The sequence below is a fragment of the Serratia sp. EWG9 genome (assembly GCF_019913725.1).
Lineage (GTDB): Bacteria > Pseudomonadota > Gammaproteobacteria > Enterobacterales > Enterobacteriaceae > Serratia > Serratia ureilytica.
In genome coordinates this window covers 647,817-667,837 of sequence record NZ_JADNRO010000001.1, presented here as the reverse complement: position 1 = coordinate 667,837, position 20,021 = coordinate 647,817, and the positions used below count along the sequence as shown (strand labels likewise).

The 20,021-nt window shown below is 58.2% G+C and carries 20 protein-coding genes, 2 tRNA genes and 1 pseudogene; 10 read left to right on the top strand and 13 right to left on the bottom strand.

Annotation, left to right across the window (positions count from 1 at the left end; translation table 11 throughout):
- The first annotated feature begins 5 nt into the window (after nt 1-5).
- From sufC to ITX55_RS03105, 5 genes and pseudogenes are all read left to right on the top strand, one after another.
- Complete coding sequence (gene sufC / locus ITX55_RS03125; RefSeq protein WP_016927936.1) at nt 6-752, top strand: Fe-S cluster assembly ATPase SufC; 747 nt, start codon at nt 6-8, stop codon at nt 750-752.
- Nucleotides 727-2,012, top strand: a pseudogene (gene sufD, locus ITX55_RS03120) (Fe-S cluster assembly protein SufD). Before sufC ends, sufD begins: the two are co-directional and overlap by 26 nt.
- Entirely contained in the window at nt 2,009-3,235 is a 1,227-nt protein-coding gene (gene sufS / locus ITX55_RS03115) for a cysteine desulfurase SufS (RefSeq protein WP_108680615.1), read from the top strand. Before sufD ends, sufS begins: the two are co-directional and overlap by 4 nt.
- A 35-nt stretch (nt 3,236-3,270) precedes the next feature.
- Nucleotides 3,271-3,687, top strand: a complete 417-nt coding sequence (sufE, locus tag ITX55_RS03110) for a cysteine desulfuration protein SufE (protein WP_033642907.1) — start codon at nt 3,271-3,273, stop codon at nt 3,685-3,687.
- A gap of 298 nt (nt 3,688-3,985) precedes the next feature.
- Nucleotides 3,986-4,999 carry a L,D-transpeptidase family protein gene (locus tag ITX55_RS03105; RefSeq protein WP_033642908.1) on the top strand — a complete coding sequence of 338 codons (1,014 nt, stop codon included), beginning with the start codon at nt 3,986-3,988 and terminating at the stop codon, nt 4,997-4,999.
- A 138-nt stretch (nt 5,000-5,137) separates the two neighbouring features.
- Here the strand turns inward: ITX55_RS03105 and ITX55_RS03100 are convergent, their stop codons facing one another.
- The 6 genes from ITX55_RS03100 to ITX55_RS03075 all read right to left on the bottom strand — a co-directional run bounded on the left by ITX55_RS03100 (nt 5,138) and on the right by ITX55_RS03075 (nt 9,647).
- Nucleotides 5,138-5,374, bottom strand: a complete 237-nt coding sequence (locus tag ITX55_RS03100; protein WP_004931354.1) for a major outer membrane lipoprotein — start codon at nt 5,372-5,374, stop codon at nt 5,138-5,140.
- A 308-nt stretch (nt 5,375-5,682) separates the two neighbouring features.
- Nucleotides 5,683-7,095, bottom strand: a complete 1,413-nt coding sequence (gene pykF / locus ITX55_RS03095; protein WP_033642909.1) for a pyruvate kinase PykF — start codon at nt 7,093-7,095, stop codon at nt 5,683-5,685.
- 393 nt (nt 7,096-7,488) lie between these two features.
- On the bottom strand, nt 7,489-7,794 hold the full coding sequence (locus tag ITX55_RS03090; protein WP_142002364.1) for a cupin: 306 nt from the start codon (nt 7,792-7,794) through the stop codon (nt 7,489-7,491).
- A gap of 121 nt (nt 7,795-7,915) precedes the next feature.
- A tRNA-Val gene (locus tag ITX55_RS03085) sits at nt 7,916-7,992 on the bottom strand.
- 20 nt (nt 7,993-8,012) lie between these two features.
- A tRNA-Val gene (locus tag ITX55_RS03080) sits at nt 8,013-8,089 on the bottom strand.
- A gap of 181 nt (nt 8,090-8,270) precedes the next feature.
- A complete protein-coding gene (locus tag ITX55_RS03075; RefSeq protein ID WP_187048836.1) occupies nt 8,271-9,647 on the bottom strand; it encodes an MATE family efflux transporter in 1,377 nt (458 codons plus the stop codon).
- A gap of 239 nt (nt 9,648-9,886) precedes the next feature.
- Here ITX55_RS03075 and ITX55_RS03070 point away from each other — a divergent pair, with 239 nt between their 5' ends.
- On the top strand, nt 9,887-10,537 hold the full coding sequence (locus ITX55_RS03070) for a riboflavin synthase (protein WP_033642912.1): 651 nt from the start codon (nt 9,887-9,889) through the stop codon (nt 10,535-10,537).
- Between the two features lie 54 nt (nt 10,538-10,591).
- A complete protein-coding gene (locus tag ITX55_RS03065) occupies nt 10,592-10,885 on the top strand; it encodes an I78 family peptidase inhibitor (protein WP_033642913.1) in 294 nt (97 codons plus the stop codon).
- Nucleotides 10,886-10,957: 72 nt separating this feature from the next.
- On the opposite strand, the gene cfa is transcribed toward ITX55_RS03065, so the two are convergent.
- Complete coding sequence (cfa, locus tag ITX55_RS03060) at nt 10,958-12,109, bottom strand: cyclopropane fatty acyl phospholipid synthase (RefSeq protein WP_033642914.1); 1,152 nt, start codon at nt 12,107-12,109, stop codon at nt 10,958-10,960.
- A gap of 344 nt (nt 12,110-12,453) precedes the next feature.
- Nucleotides 12,454-13,665, bottom strand: coding sequence for a purine nucleoside transporter PunC (punC, locus tag ITX55_RS03055; RefSeq protein ID WP_223084803.1), 1,212 nt, complete (start codon nt 13,663-13,665; stop codon nt 12,454-12,456).
- A gap of 123 nt (nt 13,666-13,788) precedes the next feature.
- On the opposite strand from punC, the gene punR reads away from it, so the two are divergent.
- Nucleotides 13,789-14,745 carry a DNA-binding transcriptional activator PunR gene (punR, locus tag ITX55_RS03050; RefSeq protein WP_147880578.1) on the top strand — a complete coding sequence of 319 codons (957 nt, stop codon included), beginning with the start codon at nt 13,789-13,791 and terminating at the stop codon, nt 14,743-14,745.
- Here punR and purR read toward each other — a convergent pair.
- Nucleotides 14,733-15,758: an HTH-type transcriptional repressor PurR gene (gene purR, locus ITX55_RS03045; protein WP_004931336.1), complete on the bottom strand. Its 1,026-nt coding sequence runs from the start codon at nt 15,756-15,758 to the stop codon at nt 14,733-14,735. The two genes, punR and purR, sit on opposite strands and share 13 nt — an antisense overlap.
- 322 nt (nt 15,759-16,080) lie before the next feature.
- On the opposite strand from purR, the gene ITX55_RS03040 reads away from it, so the two are divergent.
- Nucleotides 16,081-16,170, top strand: coding sequence for a YnhF family membrane protein (locus ITX55_RS03040; RefSeq protein WP_094143265.1), 90 nt, complete (start codon nt 16,081-16,083; stop codon nt 16,168-16,170).
- 64 nt (nt 16,171-16,234) lie between these two features.
- Here the strand turns inward: ITX55_RS03040 and sodB are convergent, their stop codons facing one another.
- Complete coding sequence (gene sodB / locus ITX55_RS03035; RefSeq protein ID WP_004931333.1) at nt 16,235-16,813, bottom strand: superoxide dismutase [Fe]; 579 nt, start codon at nt 16,811-16,813, stop codon at nt 16,235-16,237.
- A 201-nt stretch (nt 16,814-17,014) separates the two neighbouring features.
- Nucleotides 17,015-17,833, bottom strand: a complete 819-nt coding sequence (locus ITX55_RS03030) for a C40 family peptidase (protein WP_042784370.1) — start codon at nt 17,831-17,833, stop codon at nt 17,015-17,017.
- 416 nt (nt 17,834-18,249) lie between these two features.
- Here ITX55_RS03030 and ITX55_RS03025 point away from each other — a divergent pair, with 416 nt between their 5' ends.
- Nucleotides 18,250-18,597 carry a Grx4 family monothiol glutaredoxin gene (locus tag ITX55_RS03025; protein WP_004931329.1) on the top strand — a complete coding sequence of 116 codons (348 nt, stop codon included), beginning with the start codon at nt 18,250-18,252 and terminating at the stop codon, nt 18,595-18,597.
- Nucleotides 18,598-18,665: 68 nt separating this feature from the next.
- Here the strand turns inward: ITX55_RS03025 and rnt are convergent, their stop codons facing one another.
- Together rnt and gloA are read right to left on the bottom strand one after the other, a co-directional pair.
- A complete protein-coding gene (rnt, locus tag ITX55_RS03020) occupies nt 18,666-19,349 on the bottom strand; it encodes a ribonuclease T (protein ID WP_016927925.1) in 684 nt (227 codons plus the stop codon).
- A gap of 77 nt (nt 19,350-19,426) precedes the next feature.
- The gene (gene gloA, locus ITX55_RS03015; protein ID WP_033652600.1) at nt 19,427-19,834 is read right to left on the bottom strand and encodes a lactoylglutathione lyase; all 408 of its coding nucleotides are present in this window, start codon (nt 19,832-19,834) and stop codon (nt 19,427-19,429) included.
- Nucleotides 19,835-20,021: the final 187 nt, after the last annotated feature.

Genomic DNA, 20,021 nt, shown 5'->3' with positions numbered 1-20,021 from the left:
ACAGCATGTTAAGCATCAAGAATTTGAAAGTCAGCGTGGAAGGCAACGAGATCCTCAAGGGATTGGATCTGGAGATCAAACCGGGCGAAGTGCACGCCATCATGGGGCCGAACGGCTCGGGCAAGAGCACGCTCTCCGCCACGCTGGCCGGGCGTGAAGAGTACGAAGTGACCGAAGGGGAAGTCACCTTCAAGGGCAAGGACCTGCTGGAGTTGGATCCGGAAGATCGCGCGGGCGAAGGCGTGTTTCTGGCCTTCCAGTACCCGGTGGAGATCCCCGGCGTCAGCAACCACTTCTTCCTGCAGACCTCGGTCAACGCGGTGCGCAAATACCGCGAGCAGGAGCCGCTGGATCGTTTTGACTTCGCCGATTTCATCGAAGAGAAAATAGCGCTGCTGGATATGCCGGCCGATCTGCTGACGCGTTCGGTCAACGTCGGCTTTTCCGGCGGCGAGAAAAAGCGCAACGACATTCTGCAGATGGCAGCGCTGGAGCCGGATCTGTGCATTCTCGATGAAACCGACTCCGGTCTGGATATCGACGCGCTGAAAATCGTCGCCAACGGCGTCAACTCGCTGCGGGACGGCAAGCGCGCCTTTATCATCGTCACACACTACCAGCGCATTTTGGACTACATCCAGCCGGATTACGTACACGTGCTGTCCCAGGGGCGCATCGTCAAATCCGGCGATTTCTCGCTGGTGAAACAGTTGGAGGAGCAGGGCTATGGCTGGCTTACCGACCAACAGTAACGCCAACGCGTTGCAGCAGCTGTATCGTCTGTTCGAAGGCCGCGGCGGCGAGCGTTCGCCCCATGCGCTGGCGCACTGGCAGCAGGCGCTGAGACTCGGCTGGCCGACGCGCAAACATGAGAACTGGAAATACACGCCGCTCGAGGGGCTGCTGGAGCAGCAATTCCTTGAGCCGCAGCCCGCATCCGTGAACGCCGCGCAGCTCGAGGCGCTGGCGCTCGGTATCGACGCCTGCCGGCTGGTGTTTATCGATGGCCGCTACAGTGCCGCGCTCAGCGATGGCGATCTGGGCGACTACCAGTTCGAGCTGACCGCCTACGGCACGCCGCAGGCGCTGCCGGAGCCCATTCAGCCCGAAGTCTTCCTGCATCTGACCGAAAGCCTCGCGCAGGAAACCAGCCTGATCCGTCTGCCGGCCGGCAAAGCCCCCACACGGCCGCTGTACCTGCTGCATATCAGCACGGCCGCGGCGTGACGGGGGAAGTGAATACCGTGCATCATCGTCATCATCTGGAGATTGGGCGCGGGGCCGAGGCGGAAGTGATCGAACACTATGTCAGCCTGAGCGAGGCCGCGCACTTTACCGGCGCGCGCCTGACCGCCAACGTGGCGGACAACGCCGGGCTGTTGCACTGCAAGCTGGCGTTTGAAAGCCGGCCGAGCTACCACTTTGCCCATAACGATCTGGTCATCGGCCGCGACGCGCGGGTGAAAAGCGACAGCTTCCTGTTGGGCGCCGGCCTGACGCGCCACAACACCAGCGCGCAGCTGAACGGCGAAGGCGCCAATCTGGTGATCAACAGCCTGGTGCTGCCGGTGGGCAAGGAGATCTGCGATACCCGCACCTATCTGGAACACAACAAGGGCTACTGCGAAAGCCGCCAGCTGCATAAAACCGTGGTCAGCGATCGCGGCAAAGCGGTGTTCAACGGCATGATCAAAGTGGCCAAACACGCCATCAAAACCGACGGGCAGATGACCAACCACAATCTGTTGTTGGGGAAAGTGGCGGAAGTGGATACCAAGCCGCAGCTGGAGATCTACGCTGACGACGTTAAGTGCAGCCACGGTGCCACCGTGGGGCGTATCGATGAAGAACAGCTGTTTTATCTGCAGTCGCGCGGCATCGACAAACGCGCGGCGCAGCAGATGATTATCTTCGCCTTCGCCGCCGAGCTGACCGAAGGCATCGCCAACGACACCATCCGGGAACGGGTGCTGGCGCGCATCGCCCAGCGCCTGCCGGGGGAGGCTGCATGAGTTATCCGATTGAACGCGTGCGCGGCGACTTCCCGCTGCTGGCGCGCGAGGTGAACGGCCAACCGCTGGCCTACCTCGACAGCGCCGCCAGCGCGCAGAAACCGCAGACGGTAATCGACCGCGAACTGGATTTCTATCGCCACGGCTATGCCGCGGTGCATCGCGGCATCCACACCCTAAGCGCCGAGGCGACTCAGCAGATGGAAGCGGTGCGAGAACAGGCGGCGCGCTTTATCAACGCCGCCTCGGCGGAAGAGATGGTGTTCGTCAAGGGCACCACCGAAGGCATCAACCTGGTGGCCAACAGCTTTGGCCACCACCGGCTGCAGCCGGGCGACGTGATTCTCATCACCGAGATGGAGCACCACGCCAACATCGTGCCCTGGCAGATGCTGGCGCAGGAGCGCGGTCTGCAGCTGCGGGTTTGGCCGCTGCAGCCGGATGGCACGCTGGATCTGGCGCGGTTGCCGGAACTGATCGACGCGTCCTGTAAACTGCTGGCGCTGACCGAGGTCTCCAACGTGCTGGGCACCGTCAACCCGGTGCGCGACATCATCGCCCGCGCCAGAGCCCTGGCGCCGGATCTGACCGTGCTGGTGGACGGCGCGCAGGCGGTGATGCACCAGCGCGTCGATGTTCAGGCGCTGGACTGCGATTTCTACGTGTTTTCCGGCCATAAGCTGTATGGCCCTTCCGGCATCGGCATGCTGTATGGGCGCCAGGCGCTCCTGCAGCAGATGCCACCGTGGGAAGGGGGCGGTTCGATGATCCGTCAGGTCAGCCTGACGGCGGGCACCACCTTCGCCGATCCGCCCTGGCGCTTCGAGGCCGGTTCGCCGAACACCGCCGGCATCATGGGGCTGGGCGCGGCGTTCGATTACGTCGAAGCCCTGGGGCTGAATGCGATCCGCGATTATGAACAGTCGCTGATGCATTACGCGCTTGAGGCGCTCAAGCAGGTGCCGACGCTGAAAATCTATGGTCCGGCACATCGGGCCGGGGTGATCGCCTTCAATTTGGGGGAACACCATGCCTATGACGTCGGCAGCTTCCTCGATCAGTACGGCATCGCCATTCGCACCGGCCACCATTGCGCCATGCCGCTGATGGCGTTTTATCAGGTGCCGAGCATGTGCCGCGCGTCGCTGGCGTTATATAATACCCGCGAAGAGGTGGACCGGCTGGTGGCCGGGCTGCAACGCATTCATCAGCTGTTAGGCTAGCCGGGGCGCGTCCTCGGCGGTACAAAAGGATCCCCATGGCGAATTTGCCGGACAAAGACAAATTGGTGCGTAATTTCTCCCGCTGTTTGAACTGGGAGGAGAAATATCTGTACGTGATTGAACTCGGCGCCAAATTGCCGCCGCTGGACGAGGCCGAGCGGCAGGCCGAGAACCTGATTTCCGGCTGCCAGAGCCAGGTGTGGATCGTGATGCGCTGCGATGAGCAAGGGCAGGTCGAATTCCATGGCGATAGCGACGCGGCGATCGTCAAAGGGCTGCTGGCGGTGGTGTTTATTCTTTATCGTCAATTGACGCCACAGCAAATCGTCGAGCTCGACGTGCGGCCGTTTTTCACCGAGCTGGCGCTCAGCCAACATTTGACGCCTTCGCGCTCACAGGGGCTGGAGGCGATGATCCGCGCCATTCGCAGTAAAGCCGCTCAGCTGGCCTGATCCTTAACGCCACTGCTCTTTAAAGGCTCATTGATATATTCGCTTTGTCAATGAGTCTTTACAATCCGCCGTTTTCCCCGGGGTTCATCCCCCAATTCAGTGATATTTCAGCAGCTTACCCATTGACGTTTCGTTGACAATCAGCGACGACGATTACGTTATAACGTGTTGATTTTTAGAGAACTTATTGCCTTTGATGCCAGCGTTGCTAGTATTAATCAGGTATTGTCTGATTTACCCACCGCCAGGCGCTCGTTAGCCTTGGGGGCGAACCGTCATAAAAAATATAGGGATGATAATGAAACGTGCGTTGAGTTTAATGGGCATGGTCTTCGCCACCGTACTGGCCGGCACGCAGGCCGCCAGTGCGACCGAATACCCGCTGCCGCCGCCGGACAGCCGTCTGATCGGTGAAAACACCACTTATACCGTGCCAAACGACGGCCGTCCGCTGGAGGCGATCGCCGCCGACTACAAGATTGGCCTGCTGGGCATGCTGGAAGCCAACCCCGGCACCGATCCGTTCCTGCCTAAGCCGGGTACGGTGCTGACCATTCCGACCCAAATGCTGCTGCCTGACACCAAGCGTGAAGGGATCATCGTCAACCTGGCCGAGCTGCGCCTTTACTACTATCCGAAAGGCGAGAATAAAGTGATCGTCTATCCGATCGGTATCGGCCAGACCGGGATGCACACGCCGCTGGAGGTGACTTCCATCAGCCAGAAGATCCCTAATCCGACCTGGACGCCCACCGCCAACATCCGCAAGCGCTATCAATCCCAGGGTGTGACGCTGCCTGCGGTGGTGCCGGCCGGCCCTGAGAACCCGATGGGGCTGTTCGCCCTGCGTCTGGCTATGGGGCGCGGTGAATACCTGATCCACGGCACCAATGCCAACTTCGGTATCGGCATGCGCGTCAGCTCCGGCTGTATTCGCCTGCGTCCGACGGATATCGAGGCGCTGTTCAACATGGTGCCGCGCGGTACGCGGGTGCAAGTGATCAACGATCCGGTGAAGATTTCGGTCGAGCCGGACGGCAAACGCTATGTGGAAGTGCACCAGCCGCTGTCGCGGGTGGAAAGCGACGATCCGCAGACCATGCCGATCGCGTTGTCTAAAGCGGAGAAAGCCTTTGCTGCCGATGGGCAAACCGATCGCGCCGTGTTCGATAGCGCGGTTGTACGCCGCTCTGGCATGCCGGTGCTGGTCAACGTAGGGGAGAGCCCGTCTGAGGTGAGTTTAACGCCTGCAGCGGCTCCTGCGGCGAAAAAGAGCCCATTCAAGGCAGCGCCAATCAGCTCGGTGAACTAAGGTTGCCGGATTGAGTGGTCGAAGAGGGGTTCAGCGTGCTGAACCTCTTTTTTTTGCCTGCAGAGCTGGAAAGCCCAGGCGACAAACAGGCAAAAAAACGGCGCACAATGTGCGCCGTTTTCAATAACCAAAGCTATCTTACTTTTTGTAAGCGTGAGCTTGGTTGTCCAGACGCTGGTTAGCGCGTGCTGCGTCGTCTTTAGCCGCTTGAACGTCAGAACGCATTGCGTTCACGTCGTTGCTCAGCTGATCAACTTTAGCGTTCAGAGTCTGAACGTCAGAAGACAGTTGATCGATTTTAGCGTTGCTAGAGCAGCCAGCCAGCAGAGTGGAACCCAGGATTACCGCGCCCAGTACCAGTTTAGTACGATTCATTATAACACCCTCTAGATTGAGTTAATCTCCATGTAGCGTTACAAGTATTACACAAACTTTTTTCGAAAGAGAATAATTTTTTAGTGTTGAGGTGCTTTATTTTGATCGTTCGCTCAAACTTGCATCTGGTTTTACAAATTAGTTAAAAAAACGAGGGAAAACAGCCGGCTTCCATGGGACTACTCCGATTTGTTATTAGCTAAATAATGAGCAGATCGCGGTTGCGTTTTGAGAAAAATAGTTTACTGCCGATAAAAAAAACGCCGCAAAGCGGCGTTTTGATCAAGATAATTATGTCACGTTTTATATTACAGCACGTGTACCGAGGCGGTGTTGGTGGTGCCGCTCGGCACCAGCGCGCCGGAAACCATCACCACGACGTCGCCTTTTTGCGCCAGGCCGCTGGCCAGCGCGGCTTCTTTACCAATGCGGTAGAAGTCATCGGTGGAGGCGATTTCTTTGACCATCTGCGGGATAACGCCCTTGCTCAGCACCAGCTGATGCGCGGTGGTCTGGTTGGTGGTCAGCGCCAGGATCACGGCGTTCGGGAAGTATTTACGCACGGATTTCGCTGACTTGCCGCCGCTGGTGGCGACGACGATCAGCGGCGCGTCCAGTTTTTCGGCGGTTTCAACCGCGCCGCGGCATACCGCTTCGGTGATGCGCAGCTTGCGGCGATCGTTCAGGGTATCGATGCGGCTTGGCATCACGCGATCGGTGCGTTCGCAGATGGTCGCCATGATGTTGACCGCTTCCAGCGGGTATTTGCCCTTGGCGCTTTCGCCGGACAGCATGACGGCGTCGGTGCCGTCCAGAATGGCGTTGGCGACGTCACCGGCTTCCGCACGGGTAGGGCGCGGGTTCTTGATCATGGAATCGAGCATCTGGGTGGCGGTGATCACCACTTTACGCGCACGGTTGCATTTTTCGATCATCATCTTCTGGGCGAAGATCACTTCTTCTACCGGGATTTCAACGCCCAGATCGCCGCGGGCAACCATGATGCCGTCGGACGCTTCGAGAATTTCGTCGAAGTTGTTCAGGCCTTCCTGGTTCTCGATCTTGGAGATGATCTGGATCTGCTCGCCGCCGTGCGCTTTCAGGTGCTCGCGGATCTCCAGCACGTCGGAGCGTTTACGGATAAAGGACGCCGCCACGAAGTCGACGCCTTGCTCGCAGCCGAAGATCAGGTCGCGTTTGTCTTTCTCGGCCAGCGCAGGCAGTTGGATGGACACGCCCGGCAGGTTGACGCCTTTGTTCTCGCCCAGGTCGCCGTTGTTCAGCACCTTGCAAACGACTTCGTTCTCGGTCACGTTGGTGACTTCCATGCCGATCAGGCCGTCGTCAACCAGCACGGTGTTGCCGATCTTCAGGTCGGCGGCGAAGCCGGCGTAGGTCACCGCCACGCGTTCGCTGTTGCCGATCACGCTCTGGTCGGTGGTGAAGGTGAAGGTTTGGCCGGCGACCAGAGAGGCGTCTTTGCCGCCTTCCAGTTTCATGGTGCGAATTTCCGGGCCTTTGGTATCCAGCAGGATGCCGGCGTTGATACCGGTTTTCGCCATCACGGCGCGCATGTTCTTGATGCGGTTGCCGTGCTCTTCATAGTCGCCGTGAGAGAAGTTGAGACGCATCACGTTCATGCCCGCATTGAGCAGGTTGGTCAGCATTTCTTCCGATTCGGTTTTTGGACCGATGGTACAAACAATTTTGGTCTTTTTCATGGCGGAGTTTTCTACAAGTTGTGATGGATAAAAAAACGAATTTGACCGGCGTTGTTTACGCCGATAGGGAATTTGAGCCGTGCCTGGTGGTGAAAAACATAGTTAAGGATAGGTGACGACAGTTGATGTGGGGCGGAAAAATTCAGCCCGCGCGGGGGCGCGGGGATGCTGCGCAACGGGGTGAGATTAAATCGTGTTGTTATTGCGTTTTCGCAGATCAAGGGCTGAAACCATTCAACTGATAGACGTTGCGCATTATAAAGGCTAAGCGGCGGGAAACAAAATAAAAAACCGCGGCGGTGCGGCGGATATGTCAAAACGAGGGCAAATGTGGCGCAAATGCAACGCGTTGCGTACGGCTTGTTGCGCAAATAACCTTGCTGTAAATGCGGCTTAGCGCGTTTGCGGGATTTCCAGCAGCACACCGGCGCTCAGGCAGAAGCAGCCGCTGGCGACGTTGGCCGGCAGGGTCAGGCTCTCGCCGGTCCGCACTGTCCGCGTGTCGCCGCCGAGGGTGAACTCGAATTCACCCGATATCACCCGGGTTTGCAGCGCGTGCGCGGGCTTTTGCAGCTGGCCGAAGGCCCCGGTCTCGAAACGCACTTCCGCTGCCGGCGAACCGTCGCTCATCACGCCTTCACGACGGGCAAGGCCATTGTCGAGCGGTAAAAAGGGGGTGTTGGCGGTGAAGGTGGTCATGTGGCGTTCCTGATGGCTGATGGCGGTAGTTCGGCGCAATCGACATGAAAAATCGAGCGGTCGGGCAGAGACGAAACAGCGAGAATTATAACGCGATAGGGGGAGAGGTGAATCAGCAATATGGTGCGTCCGAGTGGACTCGAACCACCGACCCCCACCATGTCAAGGTGGTGCTCTAACCAACTGAGCTACGGACGCACTGTACTGCTTCTGGAATTTGGTGCGTCCGAGTGGACTCGAACCACCGACCCCCACCATGTCAAGGTGGTGCTCTAACCAACTGAGCTACGGACGCATCTTTTCCTGTCTGTCATGGCTGACAGCGGGGACGAATATTAACGAGCTACCCGCGTGCTGGCAAGGGGAAAAGCGCAATTTTATTCGGTATTTCACGCGATTGCTGAGGTTGTGCGCAGACAGGCGTTTTTTTCCGCAACCCGCTGCCCGGCCGGGGAGAAAACCGGCCGGGAACGGACTCAGCGGGTAGAACGCTGCAGGATGACGGTGGTCGGCTGTTTCTGCAGCCAGCGCATGCGCAGCGCCATCATGATGGCGGCGAAGGTCAGGCCGATGATAAAGCCGATCCAGAAACCGCTCGGCCCCATCGCCGGCACCACCGCATCGGTCAGCGCCAGCAGATAGCCGCTCGGCAGGCCCAACACCCAGTAAGCGATGAAGGTGATGAAGAAGATCGCGCGAGTATCTTTATAACCGCGCAGCACGCCGCTGCCGATCACCTGGATTGAATCCGAGATTTGATACAGCGCCGCCAGCAGCATCAGCTGCGAGGCCATCGCCACCACCGCCGGGCTGTTGTTGTACAGCAGGGCGATCGGTTCGCGGAAGGTGGCGGTAAACAGCGCAGTGCAGACGGCCATGGTGATGCCGACGCCGATGGCGGAGTATGCGGCGACGCGCGCGCCTTCTACCGACCCTTCTCCCAGACGATAACCGACGCGAATGGTGGCGCCGACGCCCAGCGACAGCGGCAACACGAACATCAGCGCGCTGAAGTTAAGCGCGATCTGGTGGCCGGCGACCGCGACGATCCCGAGCGGCGATACCAGCAGCGCCACCACGGCGAACAGGGTGACTTCGAAGAACAGCGCCAGCGCCACCGGCATGCCGATGCCGATCAGGCGCTTCAGCGCCGCCCAGTCCGGGCCGCCGAGATCGCCTGCCTGGCGCTTGATGTCGCGCTGCGACGGCGCGCGCTTCACGTACCAGCGCATCATCAGGAACATGATCCAGTAGACGCTGCCGGTCGCGACGCCGCAGCCCACGCCGCCCAGCTCCGGCATGCCGAACTTGCCGTAGATGAAGATGTAGTTGATCGGGATATTCACCAGCAGGCCGAGGAAGCCGATCACCATGCCGGGCTTGGTTTTGGACAGCCCTTCGCACTGGTTGCGCATCACCTGGAAGAACAGATAGCCCGGCGCGCCCCACATGATGGCGTGCAGATAACCGACGGCTTTATCCGCCAGCTGCGGATCGATGTTGTGCATCATGTCGATGACGAATTTGCAGTTATACAGCACGACGATCAACAGCACGGAAACGCCGGAGGCCAGCCAGAAGCCCTGACGCACCTGATGGGCGATACGATCGCGACGGCCGGCGCCGTTTAACTGGGCGATCACCGGGGTCAGCGCCAGCAGCAGGCCGTGGCCGAACAGGATGGCCGGCAGCCAGATAGAGGTGCCGACCGCAACCGCCGCCATATCGGTGGCGCTGTAAGCGCCGGCCATGATGGTATCCACCACGCCCATGGCGGTTTGCGAGATTTGCGCGATGATCACCGGGATAGCGAGAGCCAATAAACTACGCGCTTCAATTAAGTACTTCTGCACGCATACACCTTTCTATTTTATATATGTGGGAGGGAGGGCTGCCGCGAGAGGACAACAATTAAAATAGCGGAATTTTGTCAAAAATATTGTACCTGCTCGGCGTCGTTAAGCAAACGCCGCAGATAAATAGTTATTAAATGCGCAGGGACGCGTTTTTTGCCGTCGCGGATTTGGTTTTCAGCGCCAACTGGGGCAAACTGCCGGAAGCGTTTTAATCTATTGAGTAAGAAGAGGCACATATGTTCACCGGTATCGTACAAGGCACCGCGCCGCTGGTCGCCATTGATGAGAAACCCAATTTCCGCACCCATGTGATCGAGATGCCTGCAGAACTGCTGCCGGGGCTGGAGCTGGGCGCGTCGGTGGCCCATAACGGCTGCTGCCTGACCGTCACCGCGGTGGAAGGCAACCGCGTCAGCTTCGATTTGATCAAGGAAACGTTGCGCCTGACCAACCTCGGCGATCTGGCGCTGGGCGACATCGTCAATATCGAGCGCGCGGCGAAATTCAATGATGAAATTGGCGGTCATTTGATGTCCGGCCATATTATCTGCACGGCGGAAGTGGCCAAAATTTATACCTCTGAAAATAACCGTCAGGTATGGCTGCGCATGCCGAATGCGGAATTGATGAAATATGTGCTGCACAAAGGTTTCATCGGCATCGACGGCATTAGCCTGACCATCGGCGAAGTGGTGAATAACCGTTTCTGCGTGCATCTGATCCCGGAAACCCTGGAGCGCACTACGCTGGGTAAAAAACGCCTGGGCGATAAGGTGAACATCGAGATCGATCCGCAGACGCAGGCGGTAGTGGACACCGTCGAACGCGTGCTGGCCAATCGGGAAGCGACGCTGGCGGCGGCGGTGGCGCCGGCGCACAAAGACTGACAGCGATTCGGGCGTTGCCGCCGGAGTCGAATCATAAGCAGAGAGGAGAAACGCGTGAAGTTTTATGGGAAAACGTTGTTGTTAACCGCGTTGCTGGCGCTGAGCGCCTGCAGCAGTTCACCTGAGCAGGGCGGCGGCGCGCAAGTGGCCGATGCGGACGATACCTGCGGCGCTTCGCAGTATCAAAACTACGTCGGCAAGCCGATGACGTCGCTGGAAGGCGTGCGGATCGAATCCAAGGTGCGCGCCATTCCGTACAACTCTGCCGTCACCATGGATTTCAACCTGCGCCGTCTGAACTTCCTCGGCGATAGCAACGATAAAATCATCCGCGTTTACTGCGGCTAAGCCGCCTGGTTCGAAAGAGCAAAAAAAGCCCCGGCGATGAGGTTGCCGGGGCTTTTTTTATTAGGGGAGCGTTCAGCGTGCGACGCGGATGCCGCCTTCAACGCCTTTCGGGCTGAACACCACCTGCCACAGCTGCAGGTCGCGCGCCCGAAACGCGCCGGCGCAGGCGTTCAGGTAATAGCTGAACATCCGCTCGAAGCGCTCGGAATAACGCGGAGCAAGCTGCGGCCACGCCTGTTTGAAGCGCTCGAACCAGGCCATCAGCGTGCGATCGTAGTCGGCGCCGATGTTGTGCCAGTCTTCCATCACGAAATGGCCTTCGCTGGCCTCGGCGATATGCCTCACCGAGGGCAGGCAGCCATTCGGGAAGATATATTTGTTGATCCACGGATCGACGTTCATGTCGGTCTTGTTGGAACCGATGGTGTGCAGCAGGAACAGGCCGTGCGGCGCCAGATTGCGCTCTACCACGTTGAAATAGGTGCGATAGTTTTTGGGCCCGACGTGCTCGAACATGCCGACCGAGACGATGCGATCGAACTGCTGATGCAGATCACGATAATCCTGCAGCAGGATCTGCACGTCCAGCCCGGCGCAGCGTGCCTGAGCCAGCTTCTGCTGCTCGGCGGAAATGGTCACGCCGACCACCGACACGCCGTAATTTTTCGCCGCATAGGCGGAGAGGCCGCCCCAGCCGCAGCCGATGTCCAGCAAGCGCATGCCCGGCTGCAGCTGCAGTTTTTCGCAGATCATCCGCAGTTTCGCTTCTTGCGCTTCCTCCAGCGTGGCGGCGTCTTTCCAGTAGCCGCAGGAGTATTGCATGTAAGGATCGAGCATCAGCGTAAACAGATCGTTGCCAAGATCGTAATGCTCTTTGCCGACGATCCAGGCGCGCTTTTTCGATTGCAGATTGGTCAGGCGCGCCGCGGCGATACGCAGGGTATCTTTCAGGTGGTGGGGGAGCTTCTTCTCCAGCCCGGCGCTGACCACGCGCTGGAAGAATATATCCAGCCGCTCGCATTCCCACCAACCATCCATATAGCTCTCGCCGAGACCCAGTGAGCCTTGCTGCAAAACGCGTTTAAAGAATTCGGGGTTTTTAACCTGAATATCGAAAGGGCGCGATCCGTTAATTTCGATACCGGCCAGACCGAGCATTTCGTGCGCGATACGGTACCACTGGTTATCCTGGATGCTCAGATCTTCTATACACGATGAACTCATAGCTTCTCCATCACCTTCTTCTGACTGATGACCCGTTAGGAAACAGCTTAGACAATTTCTGCGGGTGCATACGTATACCGACGGGAAATAAGCCCGCGGCGTCTGATATCCGACTATGAACAGAGGAAATTTAAAGAAGCGACCCGACGCAAACGGCGCAGGATAAACGCCTCTTCAAAAAAAGAGTGTGACGCAAGACGCGTACACAACAGCTAATTGAGATATAGAGATTATAAGGTGTTACTTTACAAGGTTGTTTTTGAGTATAGGCGCGCCGAGGCATTGACTCAACTGTAAATCGCACTCGGCACGCATATTCTTTAAGTGATTATTTAGCTTGGCAATTATGACGCTGAGTTAGCATGTTCGCGCGGCGTTTCTTGCGGCGCCTTGGCCGCTTTTCCCCGCTGCATGAAATACCCCAGCGCGGCCAGTATCACCGTGGACACCATCACCGTCACCGTCGCCAACAGCGGCTGCGCAATAAACGTCGATACCAGCATGCTCGCCACGAAACACAGCCCCAGCTGCAGCGTATTTTGCAGCGCGGCGGCTTTGCCGCTGCTGTCCGGGAACGGCATCAGCGCGTTGGCCACCATGATCGGATAGCCGGCGCCGTTGACCAGCGCCATCACGCAGAACGGGATCAGGAGCGTGGTGAGCGTCGGGGCGGTCACGGTCGCCACCAGATACAGGGCCACCATGCTGACAGCATAAGCTACCAGCAGCCACGGCAGCAGGGTTTTGCCATTGATGCGCTTGAGCGCGGCGCGGCACCCGTAACCGCCCAGCAGGAAGGCCAGCGTCTGCGGCACATAGCTCAGGCCGATGTCGCTCGGGCCGTAGCCCATATCACCGAGGATAAACGGCGAGCCGGTCAGCCAGGCGAAGAAACCGGCCGAACAGGCGGCGTACATGGCGACATTGCCGCTGAATACCGGGGATTTCAATAATTGCCAAAAACTGACGCTGCTTTTTGGCGCGTCGACGGCGGGTTTTGGCCTGGCGTTCTCTTTGAGCAGCAGCGTCGGCAGCAGCAACAAGGCGGTGATGGCCAGCAGCACGGCGAAGATCGCGCGCCAGCTGGCGTGGTTCAGCAGCCAGGCGCCCAGCAGCGGCGCCAGCGCCGGCGATAGCGCCACCAGCGGCATGATGGTGGCGAATACGCGGTTGGCCTGGCCTTCACGATAGCGGTCGACCACCAGCGCTTGCCAGATGGCGGCGGCGGAACAGACGCCTATGGCCTGAATAAAGCGCAGTATCCAGAGCTGCGCGGCATTTTCCACCCACAGCATGCCCAGGCAGCCGAGCGCGAACAGCGTCAGGCCAATCAACAATACCGGTTTGCGCCCCAGACGGTCGGAGAGCGGCCCCCACAGCAGCTGCGCGAAGGCGAAGCCGGCCAAAAAGATGCTCAGGCTGGCGCTGACCGCGCCGGCGGAAATTTGCAGTTCCTCCCGCATGGCGCCGAAGGCGGGCAGGTACATATCGGTCGCCAGATAACCCAGCATGCTCAGGCCGGCGAGGTAGAACATAAAACCAAAGGAATTTCGCATGGTATTTCTCGTTAATATTTTAGTGTCGCAGGTTTTTAGCGCCGGCCAGTGTATCCGGCTGGATCTCTGCTTGTGAAACGGTAATATTTGCAAAGTGCTGTTAAAAAAATTGAAGGCAAAGCGATGTGGTCTGAATATTCTCTCGAGGTCGTTGATGCGGTGGCGCGCACCGGCAGTTTCAGCGCGGCGGCGCAGGAGCTGCACCGGGTGCCGTCGGCGGTAAGTTATACCGTGCGGCAGCTGGAGCAATGGCTGGCGGTGCCGCTGTTTGAGCGGCGTCACCGAGATGTGGAACTGACGCCGGCCGGCGCGCTGTTTATCAAGGATGCGCGAGCTGTTATCAAAAAAATGCTCGACACCCGCCGCCACTGTCAACAGGTGGCCAACGGTTGGCGCGGTCAGCTGAATATCGCGGTGGACATCATCGTCAAACCGCAGCGCAGCCGCCAGCTGGTGCTGGATTTCTACCGCCATTTCCCCGACGTCGAGTTGATGCTGCAACCCGAGGTGTTTAACGGCGTGTGGGATGCGTTGGTGGACGGCAGGGCGGACATGGCGATTGGCGCCACCCGCGCGGTGCCGGTCGGCGGCGGCTTCGCTTTCCGCGACATGGGGGATATGAACTGGCTGTGCGTAGTCAGCCCACAGCACCCGTTGGCGCAGCTGGCAGGGCCGTTGAATGACGATCGGTTGAGGCCGTACCCTGCGCTTTGTCTGGAAGACACCTCGCGCAATCTGCCCAAGCGCGTCACCTGGACGCTGGATAACCAGCGGCGGCTGGTGGTGCCGGACTGGACCTCGGCGCTCGACTGTTTGTGCGCCGGATTGTGCGTCGGCATGATGCCGGCGCATCTGGCGCTGCCGCGGGTGCAGCGCGGTGAGCTGAAGGCGTTGCAGTTGCAGCAGCCGTTTCCCGCCAGCCCCTGCTGCCTGACCTGGCAACAGGATAAACCGTCACCGGCGATGAGCTGGCTGCTGGCGTATTTGGGCGATGGCGAGACGCTGAATCAGGAGTGGCTGAGTGAGGCGGCACCGGAAGCCGTGCCGGCTTCCGGTAGGGAGGACGATCAGCGGCGGTAGTCGATGAACGGACCGTCGGCGACCGAACGGCGTTCGACCAGCTTCGGATGCACTTCGATCACCTGCGATTCTTCGCGCTTGCTGATGATGCGATCCAGCAGCATGGTGAAGGCCATTTCGCCCAGACGCTCTTTCGGCTGATGAATGGTGGTCAGCGCCGGGGTGAAGTAGCGGGCGTTGCGCACGTTGTCGTAGCCGATCACGGAAATATCCTGCGGCACCCGCAGCCCCAGTTCGTCGGCGGCGCAGATGGCGCCCATCGCCATGATGTCGCCGCCGCAGAATACTGCGGTCGGTCGCTGTTTTTGCGACAGAATTTGATGCATCGCCTTGTAACCGGACTCCGGCTCGAAGTCACCCTGGACTATCCACTCTTCGCGAATATCGATATGCGCTTCCTGCAGCGCCTTCATAAAGCCCTGATGACGGCCGCCGCCGGTGTTGCGCGACAGCTGGCCCGGGATAGCGCCGATATCGCGGTGGCCGCGCTCGATCAGGTAACGGCCGGCCAGATAGCCGCCTTCGAACGCGTTATCGATGATGGTGTCGGTGAAGTCGCCGCGCGCGGCGCCCCAGTCCATTACCACCATCGGGATGTTGCGGTAGTCTTCCAGCATGCCCAGCAGCTGATCCGGGTATTCGGAACACATGACCAGCAGGCCGTCGACGCGCTTTTGCGCCAGCATCGCCAGGTAGGCGCGCTGTTTGTCCAGATTGTTGTGCGAGTTGCACAGGATCAGGGTATAGCCTTTGCTGTAGCAGCTGTTTTCCACCGCCTCGATCACTTCGGCAAAGTAGGGCGCTTCGCTCGAGGTGGCCAGCAGACCGATAGACTTGGTGTGATTGACTTTCAGGCTGCGCGCCACGGCGCTCGGCGAGTAGTGCAGCTCTTTGATGGCGGCCCACACGGCCGCTTTGGTCTCTTCGGCGACGAAACGAGTCTTATTGATGACGTGCGAAACGGTGGTGGTGGAAACGCCCGCGCGTTTGGCCACATCTTTAATCGTTGCCATGTAAGGAATGACTCCTGAACTCACATGTTTACAGCATGTAAGTGTGATGTTAATCGTTTGCCTACGTAGATCCTTCTCCAGAGAAGCGAAAACTGAGTTTTTAGTGTTGAAGTCGTCAGCGCTTAATCAGGAGGGGCATGAATGCCGGTACGCAGTTGTGAACTGCGAATTTTGTCGCATATTGAACAAAAGTGGAAGAGGTAATCGAGATTATAAACCGGGAAATGATAACAAGATTTTATCGGCGAACTGTGGGAAAATGATTTGACGTACTAATTGTGCGCCTTTTATCCTTAGGAAAGCCCATTTTAAAGGAGTTGTCATGGATACCGATCTGAAGATGTCGCTGTTCACCACCGTTTGCGCATTGGCGATGATCATCGCTTTCAGCTTTGTCGCCGCGTTGAACTGATTTCCCGCCAGTTTTAAAAAAGGCGCAGCCAAGCTGCGCCTCATCACTTAGGCAAGGCCTGCGCTTACGCCAGGTTTTCCGCCGCGAAAGTCCAGTTGACCAACGCCCAGAAGTTTTCCAGGTATTTTGGACGCGCATTGCGGTAATCGATGTAATACGCGTGTTCCCACACGTCAACGGTCAGCAGCGGTTTGTCTTCGCCGGTCAGCGGGGTTGCCGCGTTGGAAGTGTTGACGATCGCCAGCGCGCCGTCCGGTTTTTTCACCAGCCAGGTCCAGCCGGCACCGAAGTTTTTCACGGCGGCATCGGTGAACTGCTCTTTGAACGCAGCGAAAGAGCCGAAGGATTTGACGATCGCCGCCGCCAGTTCGCCCTGCGGTTCACCGCCGCCCTGTGGCGACAGGCAGTGCCAGTAGAAGGTGTGGTTCCACACCTGCGCGGCGTTGTTGAACACGCCGCCGTTAGAGGTCTTGATGATCTCTTCGAGCGATTTGCCTTCGAACTCGCTGCCTTTCACCAGGTTGTTCAGGTTAACCACGTAGGTGTTGTGGTGTTTGCCGTAGTGGTATTCCAGGGTCTCGGCGGAGATGTGCGGCTCGAGCGCGTTTTTCTCATACGGTAATGCAGGTAATTCAAACGACATTGCTTCCTCCTTTACAGCGCCATTCAGCTTCTCGCCGGGGCGAACGCCGGATGGGCCGTTTTTTTATTGTGGTCATTCAATCTTAACAATTTTCATCATAAAAAACAGGAGGAAAAGCGAGAAATGCGCGTGGGGGAGTGCGATGGGCGATAGCTTGAGCAGGCGGTTGCGGCCGAGGCCGCAACCGCGAAGAGCAGGGAATTAACGGATGGTTTTCGGCGTCACTACGCGGCGAGCGCCGATGTAGTGGTTCTGCCAATAGTCGTTATCGAGCTGGCTGATGCGGATCTCTTCGCCGGTGCGCGGCGACTGGATGAATTTGCCGTTGCCGAGGTAGACGCCGACATGATCCGCCACGCCGCGGTTGTTAATGCGGAAGAACACCAGATCGCCGCTTTCCAGTTCGCTCTTCTTGATCGGCGCCGCGTCGCGCAGGTGATACATTTCGTTGGCGGTGCGCGGCATCTTGATTTTCACCACGTCTTTATAGGCGTAATAGATGAGGCCGCTGCAGTCGAAGCCGGTGCGCGGCGAGCTGCCGCCCCAGCGGTAAGGCTTGCCCATCTGATCCATCAGCTTGGCCATCGCGGTCTGCTTGGCGTGCTGGTAACGCTTTTTGTGCGCCGGGCTGAGTTTCAACGGTTTTTCATCACGCGCCAGCTTGGCGGTGGCCATACCGGCTTCGCGGTGGCGGCCATAGCCTTTTTTGTAGCCCTTTTTCGGCGGGGTGACTTTAATTTTGGCGGTTTTCTGCGCTTTGGCCTTGGGTTTGGCGCTGACGATCTTTTTCGCGCTTTTCTCGCTTTTGACCTTGGCGGTCTTGGTTTTTTTCTCGGGGGCCGTCACTTTGGCTTTTTTGGCGGCTTTATCCGCTTTCTTTTTTCTGCGGTCATCGGGCCGCGCTTCATTGGCATGGCTTTTACGCTGCTCGGCGGCAACACGCGCCTGTGGCGCAGCGTGCGCCAAATTGAAGAAGAGCTGCGTAAACAGCAGCGCAAAGAGCGTAAGAATTAAACGCATGTTGACGTCACCAACCTTGGCCCCGAAACGGATATCGAAAGAGTTACAGTATTCCCGAATTTCGCCATATAAAACAGCGAAGAACTCATAAATAATAATCCATATTGTGAGAAAACGTTAATGACATTTTTTTTGGTTTAAAATCAGCCTGTTGATGTATAAAAAAGCGCCAGGCGGCGGTAGCGGATATAATTAAGCCGCGCCGTCATCGCGGCGCAATATATTAGTGAAATGGTCGGATTAAAAATGTTATTCTCAACGTATGTTTTGACCGGAATGACGTGGCCGGTGAAACGCGATCGGCGGCGGGCGAATATCCTTGCAAAAGATGGCGTTTTCTTGCGACTGTTCCAGCCGCTACAATAGCCCGCGTGATGCATGTTGTAGCCATGAAATGTGGCTTGAGGAAGCAATAAATGACGACGACACTTGAAAAAATTCAGCACCAGATCGCTGAAAACCCGATTCTGCTGTACATGAAGGGTTCGCCAAAGCTGCCGAGCTGCGGCTTCTCTGCGCAGGCTGTGCAAGCGCTGTCCGCCTGCGGCGAGCGTTTCGCCTATGTGGATATTCTGCAAAACCCGGACATCCGCGCCGAGTTGCCAAAATATGCCAACTGGCCGACTTTCCCGCAGCTGTGGGTAGACGGTGAGCTGGTCGGCGGTTGCGATATCATCATCGAAATGTATCAGCGCGGCGAATTGCAGCAGCTGATCAAAGAAACGGCAGAAAAGTATAAAGCGCAGGAAGACCAGCAGTCTTAATCGACAGACTTGCGGTTATCGCGTAACGGGCGGCGCCAGTGCAAACTGGGCCGCCTTTTTTATTGGGCTTATTCGGCGAGATCGCCGGCGGGCAGCGGCCAGCCGCCGAGACGCTTCCAGCGGTTAACCAGCTCACAAAACAGCAGGGCGGTTTGTTCGGTGTCGTACAGCGCGGAGTGCGCCTGGCTGCTGTCGAACGGCATGCCGGCGGCGATGCAGGCTTTGGCCAGCACCGTTTGCCCCAGCACCAGGCCGCTCAGCGCAGCGGTGTCGAAGGTGGCGAACGGATGGAACGGATTACGCTTCAAACCGGCGCGTTCGGCCGCGGCCATCAGGAAGCTGTGATCGAAGTTGGCGTTGTGCGCGACGATAATGGCCCGGTTGCAACCGCGATCCTTGAGCCCTTTGCGCACCGCTTTGAAAATGGCGTGCAGCGCGTCGTATTCGCTGACCGCACCGCGCAGCGGGTTGTGCGGATCGATGCCGTTAAACGCCAGCGCTTCCGGTTGCAGGTTGGCGCCCTCGAAAGGCTCCACGTGGAAGTGCAGGGTTTCGTCGCGCTGCAGCCAGCCGTCTTCATCCATTTTCAGCGTCACGGCGGCGATTTCCAGCAGCGCATCGGTATTGGCGTTGAAGCCGGCGGTTTCAACATCTATTACTACGGGATAAAACCCACGAAAACGACCACTCAGGGCGTTAAGATCACTTTTTTCGGCCATCAGTTTCTTATCTTCATCGAATGCAGCGCGCATTATGGCAAATTTTGCGCCCGGTTGCAGGCGCTATCGCGCGGAGAATCAGCGGGGCACAGGCGCGCCCCGAGAAAGGCTTAGTGGCCGAGGCCTTGGCCGGCGTGTTTGTTTTCGATCAGCTCGATTTTATAACCGTCCGGATCTTCGACGAACGCGATCACCGTGGTGCCGCCTTTCACCGGGCCGGCCTCACGGGTGACGTTGCCGCCGGCGCGGCGGATGTTGTCGCAGGTGGCGGCGACGTCGTCCACGCCCAGCGCCAGGTGGCCGAAGGCGGTGCCCATGTCGTAGCTGTCGGTGCCCCAGTTATAGGTCAGTTCGATAACCGCGCCTTCGCTCTCTTCCGTATAGCCGACAAAAGCCAGCGAGTATTTGTACTCCGGGTTTTCGCTGGTGCGCAGCAGGCGCATGCCTAATACCTTGGTGTAGAAGTCGATGGAGCGTTGCAGATCACCGACGCGGATCATGGTATGGAGTAAGCGCATAATTCCTCTGAATTGACTGTGCCGTGGCAGACGGCGGGTGGATTGAAGCACAAGCGAGTATAGCCTTGTCCCGCAAGGGAATTCAACGTGACTAGTTGGTGACGATGTCACTTTTTGCCCCCTCGCCATGGGTGTTTAAATATTGATCGAGTGTACCGATCGATACGAAGTAATTGATCTGCACAAT

Coding starts and splice junctions, on each gene's coding strand:
- sufC (WP_016927936.1), top strand. CDS start 6: ATGTTAAGCATCAAGAATTTGAAAGTCAGCGTGGAAGGCAACGAGATC.
- sufS (WP_108680615.1), top strand. CDS start 2,009: ATGAGTTATCCGATTGAACGCGTGCGCGGCGACTTCCCGCTGCTGGCG.
- sufE (WP_033642907.1), top strand. CDS start 3,271: ATGGCGAATTTGCCGGACAAAGACAAATTGGTGCGTAATTTCTCCCGC.
- ITX55_RS03105 (WP_033642908.1), top strand. CDS start 3,986: ATGAAACGTGCGTTGAGTTTAATGGGCATGGTCTTCGCCACCGTACTG.
- ITX55_RS03100 (WP_004931354.1), bottom strand. CDS start 5,374: ATGAATCGTACTAAACTGGTACTGGGCGCGGTAATCCTGGGTTCCACT.
- pykF (WP_033642909.1), bottom strand. CDS start 7,095: ATGAAAAAGACCAAAATTGTTTGTACCATCGGTCCAAAAACCGAATCG.
- ITX55_RS03090 (WP_142002364.1), bottom strand. CDS start 7,794: ATGACCACCTTCACCGCCAACACCCCCTTTTTACCGCTCGACAATGGC.
- ITX55_RS03070 (WP_033642912.1), top strand. CDS start 9,887: ATGTTCACCGGTATCGTACAAGGCACCGCGCCGCTGGTCGCCATTGAT.
- cfa (WP_033642914.1), bottom strand. CDS start 12,109: ATGAGTTCATCGTGTATAGAAGATCTGAGCATCCAGGATAACCAGTGG.
- punC (WP_223084803.1), bottom strand. CDS start 13,665: ATGCGAAATTCCTTTGGTTTTATGTTCTACCTCGCCGGCCTGAGCATG.
- punR (WP_147880578.1), top strand. CDS start 13,789: ATGTGGTCTGAATATTCTCTCGAGGTCGTTGATGCGGTGGCGCGCACC.
- purR (WP_004931336.1), bottom strand. CDS start 15,758: ATGGCAACGATTAAAGATGTGGCCAAACGCGCGGGCGTTTCCACCACC.
- ITX55_RS03040 (WP_094143265.1), top strand. CDS start 16,081: ATGGATACCGATCTGAAGATGTCGCTGTTCACCACCGTTTGCGCATTG.
- sodB (WP_004931333.1), bottom strand. CDS start 16,813: ATGTCGTTTGAATTACCTGCATTACCGTATGAGAAAAACGCGCTCGAG.
- ITX55_RS03030 (WP_042784370.1), bottom strand. CDS start 17,833: ATGCGTTTAATTCTTACGCTCTTTGCGCTGCTGTTTACGCAGCTCTTC.
- ITX55_RS03025 (WP_004931329.1), top strand. CDS start 18,250: ATGACGACGACACTTGAAAAAATTCAGCACCAGATCGCTGAAAACCCG.
- rnt (WP_016927925.1), bottom strand. CDS start 19,349: ATGCGCGCTGCATTCGATGAAGATAAGAAACTGATGGCCGAAAAAAGT.
- gloA (WP_033652600.1), bottom strand. CDS start 19,834: ATGCGCTTACTCCATACCATGATCCGCGTCGGTGATCTGCAACGCTCC.